The sequence below is a fragment of the Acidiphilium iwatense genome, assembly GCF_021556475.1.
Taxonomy (GTDB): domain Bacteria; phylum Pseudomonadota; class Alphaproteobacteria; order Acetobacterales; family Acetobacteraceae; genus Acidiphilium; species Acidiphilium iwatense.
Genome location: NZ_JAKGBZ010000002.1, coordinates 163,792 through 180,607, shown reverse-complemented (window position 1 = coordinate 180,607; position 16,816 = coordinate 163,792). Strand labels below are relative to the sequence as shown.

Genomic DNA, 16,816 nt, shown 5'->3' with positions numbered 1-16,816 from the left:
TGATCGAGAACTTCTTTGCCAAACTCAAGCAATTCCGCGCCATTGCAACGCGCTACGACAAAACCGCCAGAAACTTCCTCGCAGGCGTCCACCTCACCGCCACCGCTATCTGGCTTAATTGACGACACACCCTAGGTCTGATGACTACGCAAGATCATCATTCTTGTGCGGAATTTTTGATTTTCGCGCCAGACCCGCCCCGTAGGCCGCAGGTGGGTCTTTTCGGTGCAGAAGTCCGGTGCGCCACCGTCAGCCGTCGGGGGTTTCCGGGCGGACATCCGCGATCCAGCGCGCTAGAGCGTGATCGGTTCATGTCGATCACGCTCTACTCATATTTTGGCGAGCAAGTTGGCCGGTTCTGATTGAACGGAATGGTTCAATCAGAACCTACCTTGCTCTAGATGCCCTCTGAGGCCCGGCATGGTCCGGGGACGGCGGACGGAGACCGGAACTCCTCATCTTCATAGGTCCCGGCAGCCCAAGGCATGCGGCGCCGGTCACGGCAGGACGCTCGGCAACCTTACCCCGGAAGCATTTTCGAAAAATCAAACCGAAGCGGCCTCCATTCTCGCGCAGGCCTTTGCGAGCCAGGCCCGCGTTTCGGCATCGACCAGCGGTCCGACGGTTTCCAGAACGCGCGCGTGATAGGCATTCAGCCAGGCGATCGCGGCGGGATCGAGCAGCGGGGCAAGGATCAGCCGCGTGTCGAACGGCGCGAGGGTCAGGGTCTCGAATTCCAGAAAACGCTTCTTCGCGCCGACCGGCGATTCGGTGACCAAGAGCAGGTTTTCCAGCCTGATCCCGTAGGCGCCGGCCTCGTAATAGCCCGGCTCGTCGGACAGGATCATGCCCGGCGCCAGCGGCACCGGCCTGGCGAGCCGGTGGAAGCTGACCGGCCCTTCATGGACCGAGAGATAGGAGCCGACGCCGTGGCCGGTGCCATGGTCGAAATCGAGCCCGGCTTCCCAGAGCGGCGCGCGGGCCAGCGCATCGAGCAGCGGGCCGGTGGTGCCTTCGGGAAACCGCGCGCGGGCCAGCGCGATATGCCCGGCCAGGACGCGGGTGAAGCGGTCCCTGACCGCATCGGGCGGCGCGCCGGGGCCGGTCCAGATGGTGCGGGTGATATCGGTCGTGCCGTCGAGATACTGGCCGCCGCTGTCGATCAGATAGACCTCGTTGGCGCTGATCGCCCGGTTGCTCGCGTCGTCCGCGCTGTAATGGATGATCGCGCCATGTTCGCCGGCACCCGAAATCGCGCTGAAACTCTCGGCGCGGAATTCGGCCGCCTCGCCGCGAAACCGGCGCAACGCGGCGGCGGCGGACAGTTCGGTGAGGCCGCCCGCCGGAGCGGCGTTGTCGAACCAGGCAAGGAAGCGGCACATCGCGGCCCCGTCGCGCAGATGCGCCGCCCTGGCGCCTTCCCGCTCCACGCCGTTCTTGGTCGCGCGCGGCAGAACGCAGGGGTCGTCGCCCGAGACGGTGATCGCTCCGGCATCGTCCAGCATCTGGGTGAAGCGGATCGGCGCGGTCGCGGGGTCGAGCCGGACCCGCTTGCCGCGCAAGCTCGCGAGGGTCTGCGCCATCCCGGCGCGCGGGACGATGGCGACCGAATTGCCGAGATGGGCTTGGGTTTCCGGCGGGATTTTGGCGGGGTCGATGAACAGCACCGCCGAGGAATCGCGCCGGAGCAGGGCGAACGCCAGGGCGAGCGGCGTATGCGGCAGATCGGCGCCGCGCAGGTTGAGCAGCCAGGCGGCGGCGTGCGGGTCGGTCAGCAGCACCGCATCCGCGCCATCCTTGCTGATCGCCTCGGCGATGCGGGCGCGCTTGGACGATGCGGTTTCACCGGCGAATTCGACTTTGTGCGGTACCGCGGGTGCCGCGGGCGGTGCCGGCCGGCCGGCCCAGAACGCGTCGATCGGGTTGTCCACCGGCACCATGGCCAGCCCGGCCTCGGTATATTTCGTCACGCTATTGGCGCTCATCAGCCAGGGGTCGTAGCCGATCCGCGCGCCGGGAGCGGCGGCCTTGAGCCAGTCCTGCGGCGGGGTTTCGGTGATGTGCAGGCGTTCCCACACCGCGCCGTCGGTCTGCTCGGCGAGTTGCAGCGTGTAGCGCCCGTCGGAAAACACCGCGGCGCGCCCGGCCAGCACGATGGCGAGCCCGGCGCTGCCGGTGAAGCCGGTCAGCCAGGCCAGGCGCGCCGCCGAATCGGGCACGGATTCGCCGAGAAATTCGTCGTTGCGGGGCTGGATGAAACCGTCCAGCCCTTGTGCGCGCAGCGCGCCACGCAAGGAGGAGATGCGCGATTTAATCATGACTTAACCAATTTCCCTATATTTTTTTGCATGGCTGACACGGAAAACTCTCGCTCCACAAACAGCGCCCGGAGGCCTATGTTGCACTGCGAAACGACGATGACGATCGGCAACGACGAAATGCCGGCGCCTCGTTTCGACCCTAAACCGAAGGTGAAGATCATGGCTACCATCACACGTCAAACCACGCTGGGTTCCCCGATCGCCGACGCGATCGCCTCGCAGGATGCCGCGATCGACGCGGCGCTGCGCGACAGCCTCAACCGCACGGTCGCGCTGTTCGACCGCGTGCGCTCGGCGCTCGCCGAACGCCGCGCCCGGCGCGTTGCCTATCGCGAGCTTTCCGAGCTGAACGATCGCGAACTGGCCGATCTGGGCATCGCCCGCGCGGATATCCACAACGTCGTGCGCGGCAAGTTTCCCGCCCGCGTGTAAAGTCTTCCGGCTGGCCTCATGACAAAACCCGGATCGGGCGCTCATGCGTCCGTCCGGGTTTTTGTTTGTCCCCGCCCCGGTTTTTCGAGAACGAGGGTGGTCCATGCGCCCTCGCGGATGCGCGTCTTGAGCACCAGACCGTGCCGCCGGTGCGCGGATAGTACCCAGCGTGCCTGGCTCTCCAGCAAGCCGGCGAGGATGGCGATGCCGCGCGGCGCGAGACTGGCCGCAAGCTGGTGCGCCATCGCCGCCAGCGGCCGGGCCAGGATATTCGCGAACACCAGATCATAGGGCGCGTGCCGCGCGAGCGCGGGGCTGGTCCAGCCATCGGCGCGGGCGGCGCGGAACAGCGGAGCGACGCCGTTCCGCGCCGCGTTGGCCGAAGCGACGCGCACTGCCCGAGCGTCGATATCGGTGGCCAGAACGTGCCGCCTCCAGAGTTTCGCCCCGGCGATGCCGAGCACCCCCGAGCCGGTGCCGAGATCGAGAATTTTCGCCGGTTTTCGTGCCTTGGCGACGCGTTCCAGGGCGCGCAGGCAGCCGCGCGTCGAACCATGCTCGCCGGTGCCGAACGCAAGCCCGGCATCGAGGATCATGGTGATCCGGCCGGCAAGCGGCCGGGTTGCGATGTGAGTGCCGCGAATCGCGAAACGCGCGCCGATGCGCTGTTCCGGGAAATCCTGGACGTTGCGGGCAAGCCATCCGCCGGCGGCAACCCGAACCCGTTCGATCGCCGGCGTAACTCCGCTGGCGGCTTCGGCGAGGATCAGGGCGGCGGCGAGGTCGTCGTCCGCCTCGCCGATTTCCCGCAACCCCTCGATCATCCAGAGGCCGGTGGCCTCATCGAGAAAAAACCCGACGGTCGCGCAGCAGGAGGATAAGGCCGCCTCGAAGGCTTCCAGGCCCGATTCCGGCACGGTGACCGCGATGCGCTCGATGTATTCAGTCATTATGCGCGCTCGACGAATCGGTCGAGCACGCGCTTTTCCCCGGCGCTGTCGAATTCAATGTCGAGCCGGTCATCATCGGTGTCGAGCACGATACCGTAGCCGAATTTCTGGTGGAACACGCGGGTTCCCGGCGCGATCTTGTCGGCGCGCGGCGGCCTTGCCTGGGTGTTCCATTCATCGGCGCCGCGCCGGGCGAGCAGCGGGGTCGCGGCGGCGAAAACCGGCGGCGCCGCAAGACGCTGCTCGCGCGCAAGCGCGGCCGAGCCGCCCACGGAGATACTGTCTTCCGGCAATTCCTCGATGAAGCGGGACGGCACGCTGGATTGCCAGTTGGCGTAGATGCGCCGGTTCGCGCAATGCGAAATGATCGCCCGCTGCCGCGCCCGCGTGATGCCGACATAGGCGAGCCGGCGTTCCTCCTCCAGCGATTTCGCACCGCCTTCGTCGAGCGATCGCTGATTGGGAAACACGCCTTCCTCCCAGCCGGGCAGGAACACGGTGTCGAATTCGAGACCCTTGGCGGCGTGCAGGGTCATCAGAAACACCTTGTCGTCATCGGCCTCGTTATCGTTGTCCATCACCAGGGCGACATGGTCGAGAAAGCCTTCGAGCGTCTCGAAATCGGCGAGAGCGCGGACCAGTTCCTTGAGGTTTTCCAGCCGCCCCGCCGCGTCGGGCGATTTCTGGTCCTGCCACATCGCGACATAGCCGCTTTCGTCGAGCAGCGTGGCCAGTGCGGTGACATGGCCGTCGCGGCGGAGGGTTTCGCGCCAGGCGGCGAATCCGGCGAGCAGGTCGCGCAGCCCATCCCGAGCCCGGCCGCGCAACGTGCCCGCGGCGGCGATGCGCGCGGCGGCCTCGGCGAGCGGCACGCCGTCCGCGCGGCTGCGTTCGTGGATCGTCCGCAAAGCGGTGTCGCCCAGGCCGCGTTTCGGCACGTTGACGATCCGCTCGAAGGCGAGGTCGTCGGCCGGTTGCGCGAGCACGCGCAGATAGGCGATGGCGTCGCGGATTTCGGCGCGTTCGTAGAATCGCAACCCCCCGACGATGCGATACGGCATCCCGATCGCGATGAACCGCTCCTCGAAGGCGCGGGTCTGGAATCCGGCGCGCACCAGCACCGCGCATTCGGCCAGTTTATGCGCGTCGCGGCGCAGCGCCTCGATCCGGCCGGCGACGAATCGGGACTCCTCGTCCGAATCCCAGAAGCCGAGCACCTCGACCCGCTCACCCTCGGCATCGTTGCGGCCGGGATGCAGGGTTTTGCCCAGCCGCCCCTCGTTATGGGCGATCAGGCCCGATGCGGCGGCGAGAATCGGCGCGGTCGAACGGTAATTCGCCTCCAGCCGTACGATTTTCGCGCCGGGAAAATCCGTCTCGAAGCGGAGGATGTTCTCGATCTCGGCGCCGCGCCAGGAATAGATGCTCTGGTCGTCGTCGCCCACGCAGCAGATATTCTTGTGCGCCTGGGCGAGCAGGCGCAGCCAGTAATACTGGACGAGATTGGTATCCTGATACTCGTCGACCAGGATATAGCGGAACCGGCGATGATAATCCGCCAGCACCTCGGGATCGCGCTTCAGCAGGTCGGTCGCGAGCAGCAGGAGATCGCCGAAATCCATCGCATTCAGGGCGCGGAGGCGGTCCTGATAGGCGGCATAGAGATCGCGCGCCGATTCCGCGCCCCAGTCGATATCCTGATCGCCGGGCACCGAATCGGGCAGCAGCGCGCGATCCTTCCAGCGCTGGATGGTGCTCATCAGCCCTTGCGGGGTGAAGCGCCTGGTGTCCATCCGGCGCGCTTCCATCACCTGTTTCAGCAGGCGCAACTGGTCGTCGGGGTCGAGGATGGAGAAATTGGACGTCCGATCGACCCGTTCGGCATGGCGGCGCAGCATTCGCGCGGCGAGCGCATGGAACGTGCCGAGCCAAAGCCCCTCGGCGGGCTGGCCGAGCAGGGATGCGACCCGCTCGCGCATCTCGCGCGCCGCCTTGTTGGTGAAGGTGACCGCGAGGATCTGGCTGGGAAAGGCGCGGCGCGTGAGCAGGATATGGGCGAAGCGGGTGGTCAGCACGCGGGTCTTGCCGGTGCCCGCGCCGGCCAGCACCAGAACCGGGCCGTCGGTCGCTTCGACGGCTTCGCGCTGGGCAGCGTTCAGGCGGTCGAGATACGCGCTCACGAAGCCGGTTTCACCCCGAGAATCCGGGCGATCGCATAGGTCAGATCGGCGCGGTTCAGCGTGTAGAAATGGAATTCGTCGATGCCGTTGGCCTGCAGCGTGCGGACCTGCTCGGCGGCGATGCTGGCCGCGACCATCCGGCGGGTCTCGGCATCGTCGTCCAGCCCGGCGAACATCTCGCCCATCCAGGCCGGCACCGACGTGCCGCCCATTTCGCTCATCCGCTTGGCCTGGGCGAAATTGGAGACCGGCATGATCCCCGGAATGATCGGCGCGGTGACGCCGGCGGCCAGGGCGCGATCGAGAAAGTCGAGGTAATGCCCGGTTTCGAAAAACACCTGGGTGATCGCCCGGTTGGCCCCGGCATCGAGCTTGCGCTTCAGATTGTCGAGATCGGCCTCGGGGTTCGCGGCTTGCGGATGGGTTTCGGGATAGGCGGCGACCGAAATGTCGAAATCGCCGACGCGCTTGAGCCCGGCGACCAGATTGGCGGCATAGGCATAGCCTTCGGGATGCGGTTCGTAGTCGCCGCCGCCGGGCGGATCGCCGCGCAGGGCGACGATGTGGCGCACCCCGGCCTCCCAATAGCGGCGGGCGACCGCATCGACCTCGTCGCGCGACGCTCCGACGCAGGTGAGGTGGGCTGCCGGGATCAGCGCGGTTTCCCGCACCAGGCGCAGAACGGTCGCGTGGGTGCGCTCCTGGGTCGATCCGCCGGCGCCATAGGTGACCGAGACGAAGCGCGGACCGAGCGGTTCCAGCCGGCGGATGCAGGACCAGAGCTGGGTTTCCAGCGCCTCGGTTTTCGGCGGAAAGAACTCGAAGGAAACCGCCGGCGCCGGCGCGCGCGGGCCCCGCGCCGGCAGGGGCGCGATGCGCGGGCCGGACAGCCAGCGTTCCAGGGCGGCGCGGGGCGGATCGTGACTCATCGGGGCGAACCCTCCTCCTAGCGTTCCGTTTCGGAAATTCGTTTGCATTGCCCGATAGCGTTCCACGAATTTCCGAAACGATAGAACACCAGGAAAATCAAAATCTTCCAGTGTGGCCCGTGATTCCGAAATTCCTAAAATCGCCGCCGCGAGCGGATAGGAATTTCAGAATCGCCACACCAGGATGTCGTGGCAGCAACAGCCGGGCGTTGCAAGGCCGATGCCAGGATGGGAGGCTCATGCCTGATCGCGCGGGCCATCCAGTTGATCGTGCCCGCCCTTGCGCTACATAGCGTCTCGGTAACTGGCCTATCATCGGGTCAGGCGCGGCGGAAGCTGCGCGGAACGAACGCGGGGAGCCGCGCAAAATCGAAGGCGGCTCCGTTCCCGGTGCCGATGAAGGAGGCCCATGGGCATCGCGATCAGATCGATACTCCCGGTTCTTGCGGCGGCCGGCCTGCTCGCCGGGTGTGCGACGCCGCCGCCGAGGAGCAATCAGGCGGCGTACCAGGCATACCAGCAGCAGAACGACCCGTTGAAGCCGATGAACAAGGTTTTCTACCGCTTCAACAATACGCTCGACACCTATGTGCTGAAGCCGGTGGCGCTCGGCTATATCGACGTGACCACGCCGGGGGTCCGCCGGCATGTCTCGGATTTCATGAGCAACATGCAGGCGCCGGCCCAGCTTCTCTACTTCATGGCGTCCGGCAAGCCGCGCGACGCCGGCACTACGCTGGTTCGCTTCCTGGTCAATTCCACCGTGGGCATCGGCGGGATTTTCGACCCCGCCGCCACGCTCGGCTATCGTCACGTCTATACCGATCTCGGCCTGACCCTGGCGGGCTACGGCGTGCCGGCGGGTCCGTATCTCTATCTGCCGCTGTTCGGGCCGTCCGGCGTGCGCGACGCGACCAATATTCCGGCGGATTTCGTGATGACGCCGACCTTCCCCCCGCCGCCCTCGACCGGGCTGAGCATCTTCAACTATTCCAGCGCCGGCCTCAACGTCGTGAATACCCGCGCTCAGCTGCACGGCACGATTTCGAACGTCAAGGCGACCGCGCTCGATCCTTATGCCACATTTCGGAGCCTTTATCGCCAACATCGTGCCGCACAACTCAAGACAATCAACCGGCGCGATGTCGTGACCCCGCCGGCCTGGTATCCGGCCTCGGTGCGGGCACGGATGAAGCATCAGGAATACGGTCAACAGTAGAAAGGATTACTCTATGGCTGCCTATTTCCGCCGCGTTCTGCTCGGCGCCTTCGCCCTGCTGCCCGCCCTGGCGGTCACTCCGGCCGCACGGGCCGCGGCGCCCAGCGCGCCCTCCGCCCAGCATTTCATCAAGCAATCGGGCGACAAGCTCGTCTCGATCATCAACGGACCCGGATCGACCGGCCAGAAAGCGGCCGATCTGCGCAATCTGGTGAACAACATCGTCGCGGTCGATCAGATCGGCAAATTCGTGCTCGGACGCTACTGGCGCGTCGCGACGCCGAGCCAGCGCAGCGAATACATGAATTTGTACCATCAATTGCTGGCCTACAACATCACCACCCAGATCCGCGCCTATAAGGGCGTGACCTTCACGGTCGGGCGGACGCAGACCGGCCCGCAAGGCGAGATGGTGAGCACCGTGGTCACACGGCAGGGGCAGTCGCCCGCTCATGTGCAATGGGTGGTCGACGAGGTGGGCGGTGCGCCCAAGATCGTCGACGTGGTGGTCGAGGGCACCTCGCTGCGCGTCACCGAACGCTCCGACTATGCCAGCGTGATCAACGATCACGGCGGCCAGGTCACCGCCCTGCTCGAGGCGATGAAGCAGCAGCTTCACAAGATGCAGGCCGGATAGGAAATTCTACTCCGGCGGCGATCTGGTGGCGTTCTGCTGTGCTCCGGTGCTCGCACAACACCGCCATCTCGCTCGCCGGAGCGAATTTCCAGATCGAATTTGATTGAACGCCGGTTCGATTTCGGCATCGCTCTTGATCCGGGGCGGCGCCGGGTCTATATCCTCGAAAAATCACATTCTCCAACCTTTACGGAGGTGGCCTCAACGGGCCGCCTTTTTTGTTTGTCCAGCCTGTTCGTCTGTCCGAGACCCGATCCGTGAACGATACAAGACCGCTTCATACCGGCCTCGAAGGCCGCATCGCCGATCTGATCGCCCCTGGGCTCGAATCGATCGGCTATGAACTCGTCCGCATCGCGGTGATCGGCAAGCAGCGCCCGACCGTGCAGATCATGGCCGACCGTGCCGACGACGCGCCGTTCACCCTCGACGATTGCGAGCGGATCAGCCACCTCGTCTCCGCCGTGCTCGACGTGGACGACCCGATCGCCGGCGCCTGGACCCTGGAAGTCAGCTCCGCCGGGATCGACCGGCCGCTGACCCGGGTAAAGGACTGGAACCGCTTTGCCGGGCATCTCGCGAAGATCGAGCTTGACGCGCCGATCGCCCTGGGCCGAAAGCGGATCACCGGAATCGTGCTGGGCGCGGACGAGAGGGTCGCACGGGTGAAGCTTGATACCGGCGAGACCGTCGAATTGCCGCACGCCGATATCAGGCGCGCCAAGCTGGTGCTGACCGAGGATCTGATCAAGGCGGCGGAAACGCCGCCCCCTGCCAATTGATGCTTCGCCAACCGACGAAAAAGAGCGAGATGACCATGGATACCGCGATTGCCCGCCCCGAGTTGCTGCTGGTTGCCGACGCCGTAGCCCGCGAGAAGCAGATCGACCGCGAGGAGGTGCTCGAGGCGATGGAGCAGGCCATCCAGAAGGCCGGCCGCGCGAAATACGGCCACGAGAAGGACATCCGCGCCACCATCGACCGCAAGACCGGCGATGTCCGCCTGTCGCGCTGGACCGAGGCGGTCGAGACGGTGGAGAACGAGGAAACTCAGATCCCGCTGCATATCGCGAAGAAGTTCAAGCCGGATATCGAGCTCGGCGGCCATCTGGTCGATCCGCTGCCGCCGATCGATTTCGGCCGGATCGCGGCGCAGACCGCCAAGCAGGTGATCGTGCAGCGGGTGCGCGAGTATGAGCGCAAGCGCCAGTACGACGAGTTCAAGGACCGGATCGGCGAGATCATCACAGGCACGGTCAAGCGCACCGAATACGGCAACCTCATGGTCGATCTCGGCCGCGCCGAGGCGCTGCTGCGTCGCGACGAGACGATTCCGCGCGAGAATCTGCACAATGGCGACCGGGTCCGCGCCTTCATCTATGACGTGCGCGAGGAGCCGCGAGGGCCGCAACTGTTCCTTTCGCGCACCCATCCGGGCTTTCTCGCCAAACTGTTCGCGCAGGAAGTGCCGGAGATTTACGAGGGCATCATCGAGATCAAGGCGGTCGCGCGCGATCCCGGATCGCGCGCGAAAATGGCGGTGATCTCGCGCGATTCCTCGATCGATCCGGTCGGCGCCTGCGTCGGCATGCGCGGCTCGCGGGTGCAGGCGGTGGTCGCCGAGCTGCAGGGCGAGAAGATCGACATCATTCCCTGGAGCCCGAATCCGGCGACTTTCGTGGTGAACGCGCTCGCCCCGGCCGAGGTTACCAAGGTCGTGCTCGACGAGGAGGCCGGCAAGGTCGAGGTGGTGGTGCCCGATGCGCAGCTTTCGCTGGCGATCGGCCGGCGCGGGCAGAATGTGCGCCTCGCCTCGCAACTGACGCGCTGGGATATCGATATCCTCACCGAAGCCGAGGAGAGCGAGCGCCGCCAGGAGGAATTCCGCCGGCGCAGCTACCTGTTCGTCGAGGCGCTGGACGTGGATGACGTGATCGCCGGACTGCTGGTGACCGAAGGATTTGAAGGAATCGAGGATTTGGCATCGACACCGATTGAAGAACTCGCCGAGATCGAAGGTTTCGACGAGGGCATTGCCACCGAACTGCATCGCCGCGCGGAAGTAGCGATCGAGAAGCGCGCGACCGAAATGGAAGAGCGCCGCCAGGCGCTCGGCGTTTCCGACGAATTGACCGCGGTGGACGGCCTGACGGCGCCCATGCTGGTTGCCCTTGGCGAAGCCGGAGTGAAGACGCTCGACGATCTCGCCGATCTCGCCAGCGACGAGTTGATCGAGATCGTGGGCAAGGACGCGCTGGATGAGGATGCGGCGAACGCGATCATCATGGCCGCGCGGGCCCATTGGTTCGAAGGAGACGAAAACGCTGGCTGACGCGCCGCCGCAGGATATCGCCCCCGAACCGGATGACGAGGCGGCCGATCACACCGGCCCGCAACGGCGCTGCCTGGTCACGCGCGAGCGCCGGGCACGCGAGACGATGCTGCGCTTCGTCGCGGGGCCGGACGATTCCCTGGTCTTCGACGTGGTTGCAACGCTGCCCGGTCGCGGCATGTGGTTGAGTGCAAGCCGCGATGTGATAGAGATGGCGATGAAACGCGGCGTGTTCGCCAGGGTGGCCGGCAGGCGCCTGATGGTGCCGGAACGGCTCGCCGACCGGGTGCAGAGCGTGCTGGAAAACCGGATCGTCGAATTGCTGGGGCTTGCGCGGCGCGCTGGCGCCGCGACCGGCGGTTTCGAAAAGGTCAAGGAATGGCTTGGCTCCGGCCGATGTGCGTTGCTGGTTGAGGCGGCGGATGGCAGCGTGTCCGAGCAGGCTCGTTTGCGTCAGCACCATGCGGTGCCGGTCGTGCACCCGCTGACGGCGGCTCGGCTCGGTGCCGCCTTCGGCCGCGAGAGGATGATGCATGTGGCGATCGGGGCGGGAAAGCTCGCCGGCATGATCGCGACCGAAGCCGAGCGATGCGCAGGAATCGCCGGCGGGGCCGGCGGTACCGGCGCACCCGTTGCCAGTGCGGCCCGGAGCGGGCAGAGAGAGGCCGGCTCGGGCTGAGCGCACCGCGGATGGCGGCGCGATCGGCTTCGGCGGCACGGGTATCGCTGCGGCGATAATGGCTACGGCTAGGACTGCGACTAAGAAACGGACTTGGATACGGACCGGATTATATGAGCGACGACAACGATCAGGGCGAAACCAAAGGGCGGCTCTCGCTGCGGCCGGCGAGCCGCGGCGAACTGGGGCGCACCGTCGATGCCGGTTCGGTGCGGCAGAGCTTCAGCCATGGGCGATCGAAAGTCGTTCAGGTCGAGGTCCGCAAAAAGCGCGGTGGCGCTCCGGCGGCCGCTCCCGAAACCGCCGCCCGTCCGGCGGCGGCATCCTCGCGCGGCGCCGGTCAGGCCGCAACGCCGCCGCGCAGCCTCACCGCGACCGAACAGGCCGCGCGTCAGCGTGCCGTTGCCGAACAGCAGCGCGAGGCGGCGAAACGCGAGGCGGAGCGTCGCGAGCAGGAAAAGATTTCGATCCTTTCCGCCGCCGAAGAGGCCCGTCGTCGTGCGGAGGAGGAAACTCGCGCCGCCGAAGAGGAAGCCCGCCGGCGCATCGAGGAAGAATCCCGTAAACGTGAAGAGGAAGCGGCGCGCGAGCAGGCCGCGATCACGGTCGAGCCCGCGCCGGAATCGGCGCCGCCGGCATCGTCCTCGGCGCCACGCCGGACCGAAGCGCCGGGATCTGTCCCGCCGCGCCGTCCTTCTGCCCCGGCAGCGCCTGGCCCTGCTCTGGAAACCCTGCGGCTCAAGACCGGTCGTGCGGGGGGACGTGAGGATGACGAGGAAGCCCCGCGTGTCGCCCGCCGCCCCGGCGGCGGTGCGGTCCCGGCCCGCAAGCCTGCGGCGCCCGCGCCGAAAAAGACGGTGGATGATCGCCGTCGCGGCGGTGCGCGCATCGACGTTCAGGCCGCGCTCTCGGGCGAGGATGAGCGTGTCCGCTCGCTCGCCTCGGTGCGCCGTCAGCGCGATCGCGAGCGCCGCCAGGCCGAGCTGGAAATGCTGCGCTCCGATCAGGTGCGCGTGGTGCGCGAGGTGATCCTGCCCGAGACGATCACGGTTCAGGAACTCGCGAACCGCATGGCCGCGCGGGTGCCCGAGGTGGTGAAATCGCTGATGAAGCTCGGCGTGATGGCCACCGCGACCCAGACGATCGACGCCGATACGGCGGAACTCGTGGTCGGCGAATTCGGCCATAAATCCAAGCGAGTGTCCGAAGCCGATATCGAGATCGGTCTCGAAGGCGTGCAGGACCGGCCCGAGGACCTGACGCCGCGCCCGCCGGTGGTGACCATCATGGGCCATGTCGACCACGGCAAGACCAGTTTGCTGGATGCGCTGCGCGCAACCAACGTCGCGGGTGGCGAAGCCGGCGGGATTACCCAGCACATCGGCGCCTATCAGGTCACGCTCGAATCCGGTGCGAAAATGACCTTCATCGACACGCCGGGCCATGAGGCGTTCACCGCGATGCGTGCCCGCGGCGCCTCGGTGACCGACATCGTCGTGCTGGTCGTCGCCGCCGATGACGGAGTGATGCCGCAGACGATCGAGGCGATCCGCCACGCCAAGGCGGCGAACGCGCCGATCATCGTGGCGATCAACAAAATCGACAGGCCGGACGCCAATCCCACAAGGGTGCGCACCGAGCTGCTGCAATACGACATCGCCGTCGAGGAAATGGGCGGCGAGACCCAGGATGTCGAAGTCTCGGCGCTCAAGCGCGAGGGACTGGATCGGTTGCAGGAAGCGATTTTGCTCCAGGCCGAGCTTCTCGACCTGAAGGCAAACACGAATCGAAGCGCCGAAGGTGCGGTCATCGAAGCGCGGCTCGATCGCGGACGCGGCCCGGTCGCCACCGTTCTGGTACAAAACGGCACGCTGCGCCAGGGCGACATGGTGGTCGCCGGCACCGAGCAGGGCCGCGTGCGCGCGATGCTCGACGATCAGGGCAAGCCGGTTATCGCCGCCGGTCCGTCGGTTCCGGTGGAAATCCTCGGCCTGTCCGGCGTGCCGTCCGCCGGCGAAGCCTTCGTCGTCGTCGAGGACGAAGGCAGGGCGCGCGAGATCGCCGAGTTCCGTCAGCGCAGACAGCGCGACAGCAGCGCCGCCGCGGGTGCCGCGGCGCGCGGCACGCTCGACCAGATGCTGGCGCGGATTCAAGCAGGGGAGCAGAAAGAGGTCGCCGTGCTCATCAAGGCCGATGTGCAGGGCAGCGCCGAGGCGATCCAGGCGACAGTGCAGAAACTCGGCAACGATGAAGTGCGCGTCCGCGTGCTGCTCGCCGGCGTCGGCCAGATTACCGAAAGCGACATCCAGCTCGCCCGCGCGTCCAGCGCGGTGGTGATCGCGTTCAACGTGCGCGCCAACGCCCAGGCCCGTCAGCTCGCGACCCGCGAAGCCGTCGATATCCGCTACTACAGCATCATCTATCAGGTCGCCGACGATATCGAGACGCTGGTGAAGGGCAAGCTCGCTCCGGTGCATCGCGAGAAGTTCCTCGGCTACGCGGAAATCCGCCAGGTGTTCAACATCACCAAGACCGGCAAGGTGGCTGGCTGTTACGTCACCGAAGGGCTGGTCAGGCGCGGCGCGGGCGTGCGCCTGCTGCGCGACGGGGTGGTGGTGCATCAGGGCGAACTGGCGCAGCTCAAGCGCTTCAAGGACGATGTGCGCGAAGTGGCGCGCGGTTATGAATGCGGCCTGTCCTTTGCCGGATTCGGTGACATTCGCGAAGGCGACGTGGTGGAATGCTACGAGACCGAAGTCGTTCCGGCGTAAGCCGTGCCGCTTTAGGCGGCAAGGCGGATCAGGGCCCGTCGCAGCGCCAGCGCCGGGTGGCGGAGGATATCCGCCACCGGCTGGCGGAGCTGTTCGCGCGCACCGAATTCCGCGACCCCGACCTTGCCGGCGTGCGCCTCACCGTGGCCGAGGTGCGGATGAGCCCGGACCTCAAGCACGCCACCGTGTTCGTCTCCCACCTCGGCCATGCCGATGTCGATCGTCTGCTACCGGCGCTGAAGCGGGTTTCGCCGTTCCTGCGCGGCGCGGTGGGCCAGGGAATGCGGACGAAATTCGTTCCCGACCTGCATTTCCAGCCGGATCACGCGCTGGATGTCGCGACCCGGATCAACGAGATCCTGCATTCGCCGGATGTCGTGCGCGATCTCGGCACGTCCGAAAAGCCGGACAAATAGGCATGACCGAGACGCTGCCCGACGATGCCGCCGGCATCGCGCGGGCGGCTGCTCTGCTCCGTGCGGGAAGTTTGGTCGCTTTCGCGACCGAGACCGTCTATGGGCTGGGCGCCGATGCCACCAACGGCGAAGCGGTCGCGGCGATTTTTGTCGCCAAGGGCAGGCCGCGTTTCAACCCGCTGATCTGCCATTACCCCGATGCCGAAGTGGCCTTCGCCGATACGGTGGCGGATGAGCGGGCGCGCAGCCTCGCCGAAACATTCTGGCCCGGCCCGCTGACCCTGGTTCTGCCGCGCCGGGAGTCCTCGCGGATTTCCAGCCTCGCCTCCGCCGGATTACCGAGCCTCGCGGTGCGGGTGCCGGGACATGCGCGCGCGCGCGCGTTGCTCACCGCCGTGGGACGGCCAGTCGCGGCACCCTCGGCCAACCGTTCGGGCCGGATCAGCCCGACCCGTGCGGTTCATGTGCTTGCCGGGCTGGATGGCCGGATCGCCGCCGTGCTGGATTCGGGACCGGCTTCGGTCGGGCTCGAATCGACGATTCTCGATCTGACCGGCGAGGTTGCGGTTCTGCTCAGGCCGGGCGGCACGCCGGTCGAGGCGCTGGAGGCGGCGATCGGGCCGGTGAAGCGACGGGAAGCCGATGCCGCGATCACCGCTCCCGGCATGATGGCATCGCACTACGCGTCGCGCCTTCCGCTGCGGCTCGATGCCGCCGCGCCGGAACCGGATGAAGCCTGGCTCGGTTTCGGCGCGGCTCAGCCCGAAGCAAGCCTCATGGTTAATCTTTCGTCATCGGGCGATCTGACCGAGGCCGCCGCCAATCTGTTCGGCGCGCTGCATCAACTCGACGCCGAGGGAACCGCGCGCGGCCTGACCCGCATCGCCGTCGCTCCGATCCCCCATCACGGGCTCGGCCTCGCCATTAACGACCGCCTGGCGCGCGCGGCGGCGCCGCGAGCGTAACGCCGGCTTTCAATCCAAGCGGGATGTTGCCACCGAGCAAAAATCAAGAATTTAAGGTCACGCCGGGTTACGCAAGCTGCTTCAGCATGCCCTCGACAGCGTTCGTAAGAACGTCCCCTTCACTTTCCGGCCGGCGTGCCAACCCGATTTCAATATCGGTTAGCGCCGGGAGAGACTGGGAAACGGGCGCACTGACGACGCCTTGTGCCATGGCCGTCGGCAGCAGTGTGGTGACGCCCAGGCCCGCGCGCACGGCGGCATGGATGGCGGTGAGGCTGCCGCTCTCAAAAGCAATCCGCCAACATCGCCCTGCTACGCTCAGAGCCGAGAAAGCAAGGCTACGCCATCGGCACGGCTCGGAGAACATGACCAATGGCAGAGGGTCGATCGTCGCGTCGAAATTTTCCGCCGCCGCCCAAAGCAACGGAACGCGAACGCTCCAGCGCGGCGGGCGTTCGAGGAATTCGGCATCACACAGGGCAAGCTGGATTCGGCCACTATCGAGCGCTGTCCGCGTCTCCGAGCCGAGCAATGCGACCAATTCCAGCGTCGTGTCTGGGTGCAGGCGTCCGAAATCGGCGAACGCCGCCGGCAGAGACGTTCCCGTGAAATCCTCCAGGATGCCGACGCTGCACCGTCCCGAAAGTTTGGCGCGCGGAACGCCGGCCAAGGCTTCACCTGAAAGTGCGAGTATCCGCTCGGCGTAGGGGAGCAATGCGGCACCTGCCGCAGTCAGCGAAACACCCGTCGCCGCGCGCTGAAGAAGTGCCTCGCCGACAATATCTTCCAACCGGCGAAGTTGCTGGCTTAGTGCCGGTTGAGTGCGCCCGAGCGCATGTGCGGCACGGCTGATACTGCCGAGGCGCGTACAGACGAGGAAATTCCTGAGCAATCCGGTATCGAGGTCTATGGCCATAATGAAAACTTATAGGAGGCAGTAAATTTTAGCCAGATCCTTTTGGACGCATCATCTGATATGCCTCAC

The 16,816-nt window shown here is 66.3% G+C and carries 15 protein-coding genes; 10 read left to right on the top strand and 5 right to left on the bottom strand.

The features are described 5' to 3' along the window. On the top strand, positions 1-122 hold a 122-nt coding region (locus L2A60_RS02350; protein ID WP_329603548.1), incomplete at its 5' end, for a transposase. Between the two features lie 423 nt (positions 123-545). On the opposite strand, the gene L2A60_RS02345 is transcribed toward L2A60_RS02350, so the two are convergent. After that, positions 546-2,318, bottom strand: coding sequence for an aminopeptidase P family protein (locus L2A60_RS02345; protein WP_235702758.1), 1,773 nt, complete (start codon positions 2,316-2,318; stop codon positions 546-548). A 30-nt stretch (positions 2,319-2,348) separates the two neighbouring features. Here L2A60_RS02345 and L2A60_RS02340 point away from each other — a divergent pair, with 30 nt between their 5' ends. After that, complete coding sequence (locus L2A60_RS02340) at positions 2,349-2,753, top strand: DUF1127 domain-containing protein (RefSeq protein WP_235702757.1); 405 nt, start codon at positions 2,349-2,351, stop codon at positions 2,751-2,753. A 41-nt stretch (positions 2,754-2,794) separates the two neighbouring features. Here the strand turns inward: L2A60_RS02340 and L2A60_RS02335 are convergent, their stop codons facing one another. The 3 genes from L2A60_RS02335 to metF are packed head-to-tail and all read right to left on the bottom strand — an operon-like array spanning position 2,795 to position 6,812. Beyond that, complete coding sequence (locus L2A60_RS02335; RefSeq protein ID WP_235702756.1) at positions 2,795-3,703, bottom strand: 50S ribosomal protein L11 methyltransferase; 909 nt, start codon at positions 3,701-3,703, stop codon at positions 2,795-2,797. Then, positions 3,703-5,883: an ATP-dependent helicase gene (locus tag L2A60_RS02330; protein ID WP_235702755.1), complete on the bottom strand. Its 2,181-nt coding sequence runs from the start codon at positions 5,881-5,883 to the stop codon at positions 3,703-3,705. Before L2A60_RS02330 ends, L2A60_RS02335 begins: the two co-directional genes overlap by 1 nt. Continuing rightward, complete coding sequence (gene metF / locus L2A60_RS02325) at positions 5,880-6,812, bottom strand: methylenetetrahydrofolate reductase [NAD(P)H] (protein WP_235702754.1); 933 nt, start codon at positions 6,810-6,812, stop codon at positions 5,880-5,882. Before metF ends, L2A60_RS02330 begins: the two co-directional genes overlap by 4 nt. A gap of 409 nt (positions 6,813-7,221) precedes the next feature. Between metF and L2A60_RS02320 the strand changes: the two genes are divergently transcribed. The 8 genes from L2A60_RS02320 (at position 7,222) to L2A60_RS02285 (ending at position 15,831) form a co-directional block, all read left to right on the top strand. Next, the gene (locus L2A60_RS02320) at positions 7,222-8,031 is read left to right on the top strand and encodes an MlaA family lipoprotein (protein ID WP_235702753.1); all 810 of its coding nucleotides are present in this window, start codon (positions 7,222-7,224) and stop codon (positions 8,029-8,031) included. A 13-nt stretch (positions 8,032-8,044) separates the two neighbouring features. After that, positions 8,045-8,668: an MlaC/ttg2D family ABC transporter substrate-binding protein gene (locus L2A60_RS02315; protein ID WP_235702752.1), complete on the top strand. Its 624-nt coding sequence runs from the start codon at positions 8,045-8,047 to the stop codon at positions 8,666-8,668. 257 nt (positions 8,669-8,925) lie between these two features. Further along, positions 8,926-9,450 (top strand): ribosome maturation factor RimP, encoded by a 525-nt coding sequence (gene rimP / locus L2A60_RS02310; RefSeq protein ID WP_235702751.1) that lies wholly within the window; start codon positions 8,926-8,928, stop codon positions 9,448-9,450. 35 nt (positions 9,451-9,485) lie between these two features. Then, positions 9,486-11,000, top strand: coding sequence for a transcription termination factor NusA (gene nusA, locus L2A60_RS02305; RefSeq protein WP_235702766.1), 1,515 nt, complete (start codon positions 9,486-9,488; stop codon positions 10,998-11,000). Continuing rightward, positions 10,927-11,679, top strand: a complete 753-nt coding sequence (locus L2A60_RS02300) for an RNA-binding protein (RefSeq protein WP_235702750.1) — start codon at positions 10,927-10,929, stop codon at positions 11,677-11,679. Before nusA ends, L2A60_RS02300 begins: the two co-directional genes overlap by 74 nt. Positions 11,680-11,792: 113 nt before the next feature. After that, on the top strand, positions 11,793-14,450 hold the full coding sequence (infB, locus tag L2A60_RS02295) for a translation initiation factor IF-2 (protein WP_235702749.1): 2,658 nt from the start codon (positions 11,793-11,795) through the stop codon (positions 14,448-14,450). Beyond that, on the top strand, positions 14,420-14,866 hold the full coding sequence (rbfA, locus tag L2A60_RS02290) for a 30S ribosome-binding factor RbfA (protein WP_235702748.1): 447 nt from the start codon (positions 14,420-14,422) through the stop codon (positions 14,864-14,866). Before infB ends, rbfA begins: the two co-directional genes overlap by 31 nt. 2 nt (positions 14,867-14,868) lie before the next feature. Beyond that, the gene (locus tag L2A60_RS02285) at positions 14,869-15,831 is read left to right on the top strand and encodes an L-threonylcarbamoyladenylate synthase (RefSeq protein ID WP_235702747.1); all 963 of its coding nucleotides are present in this window, start codon (positions 14,869-14,871) and stop codon (positions 15,829-15,831) included. A 67-nt stretch (positions 15,832-15,898) separates the two neighbouring features. Here the strand turns inward: L2A60_RS02285 and L2A60_RS02280 are convergent, their stop codons facing one another. Further along, positions 15,899-16,747 carry a LysR substrate-binding domain-containing protein gene (locus tag L2A60_RS02280; RefSeq protein WP_235702746.1) on the bottom strand — a complete coding sequence of 283 codons (849 nt, stop codon included), beginning with the start codon at positions 16,745-16,747 and terminating at the stop codon, positions 15,899-15,901. Positions 16,748-16,816: the final 69 nt, after the last annotated feature.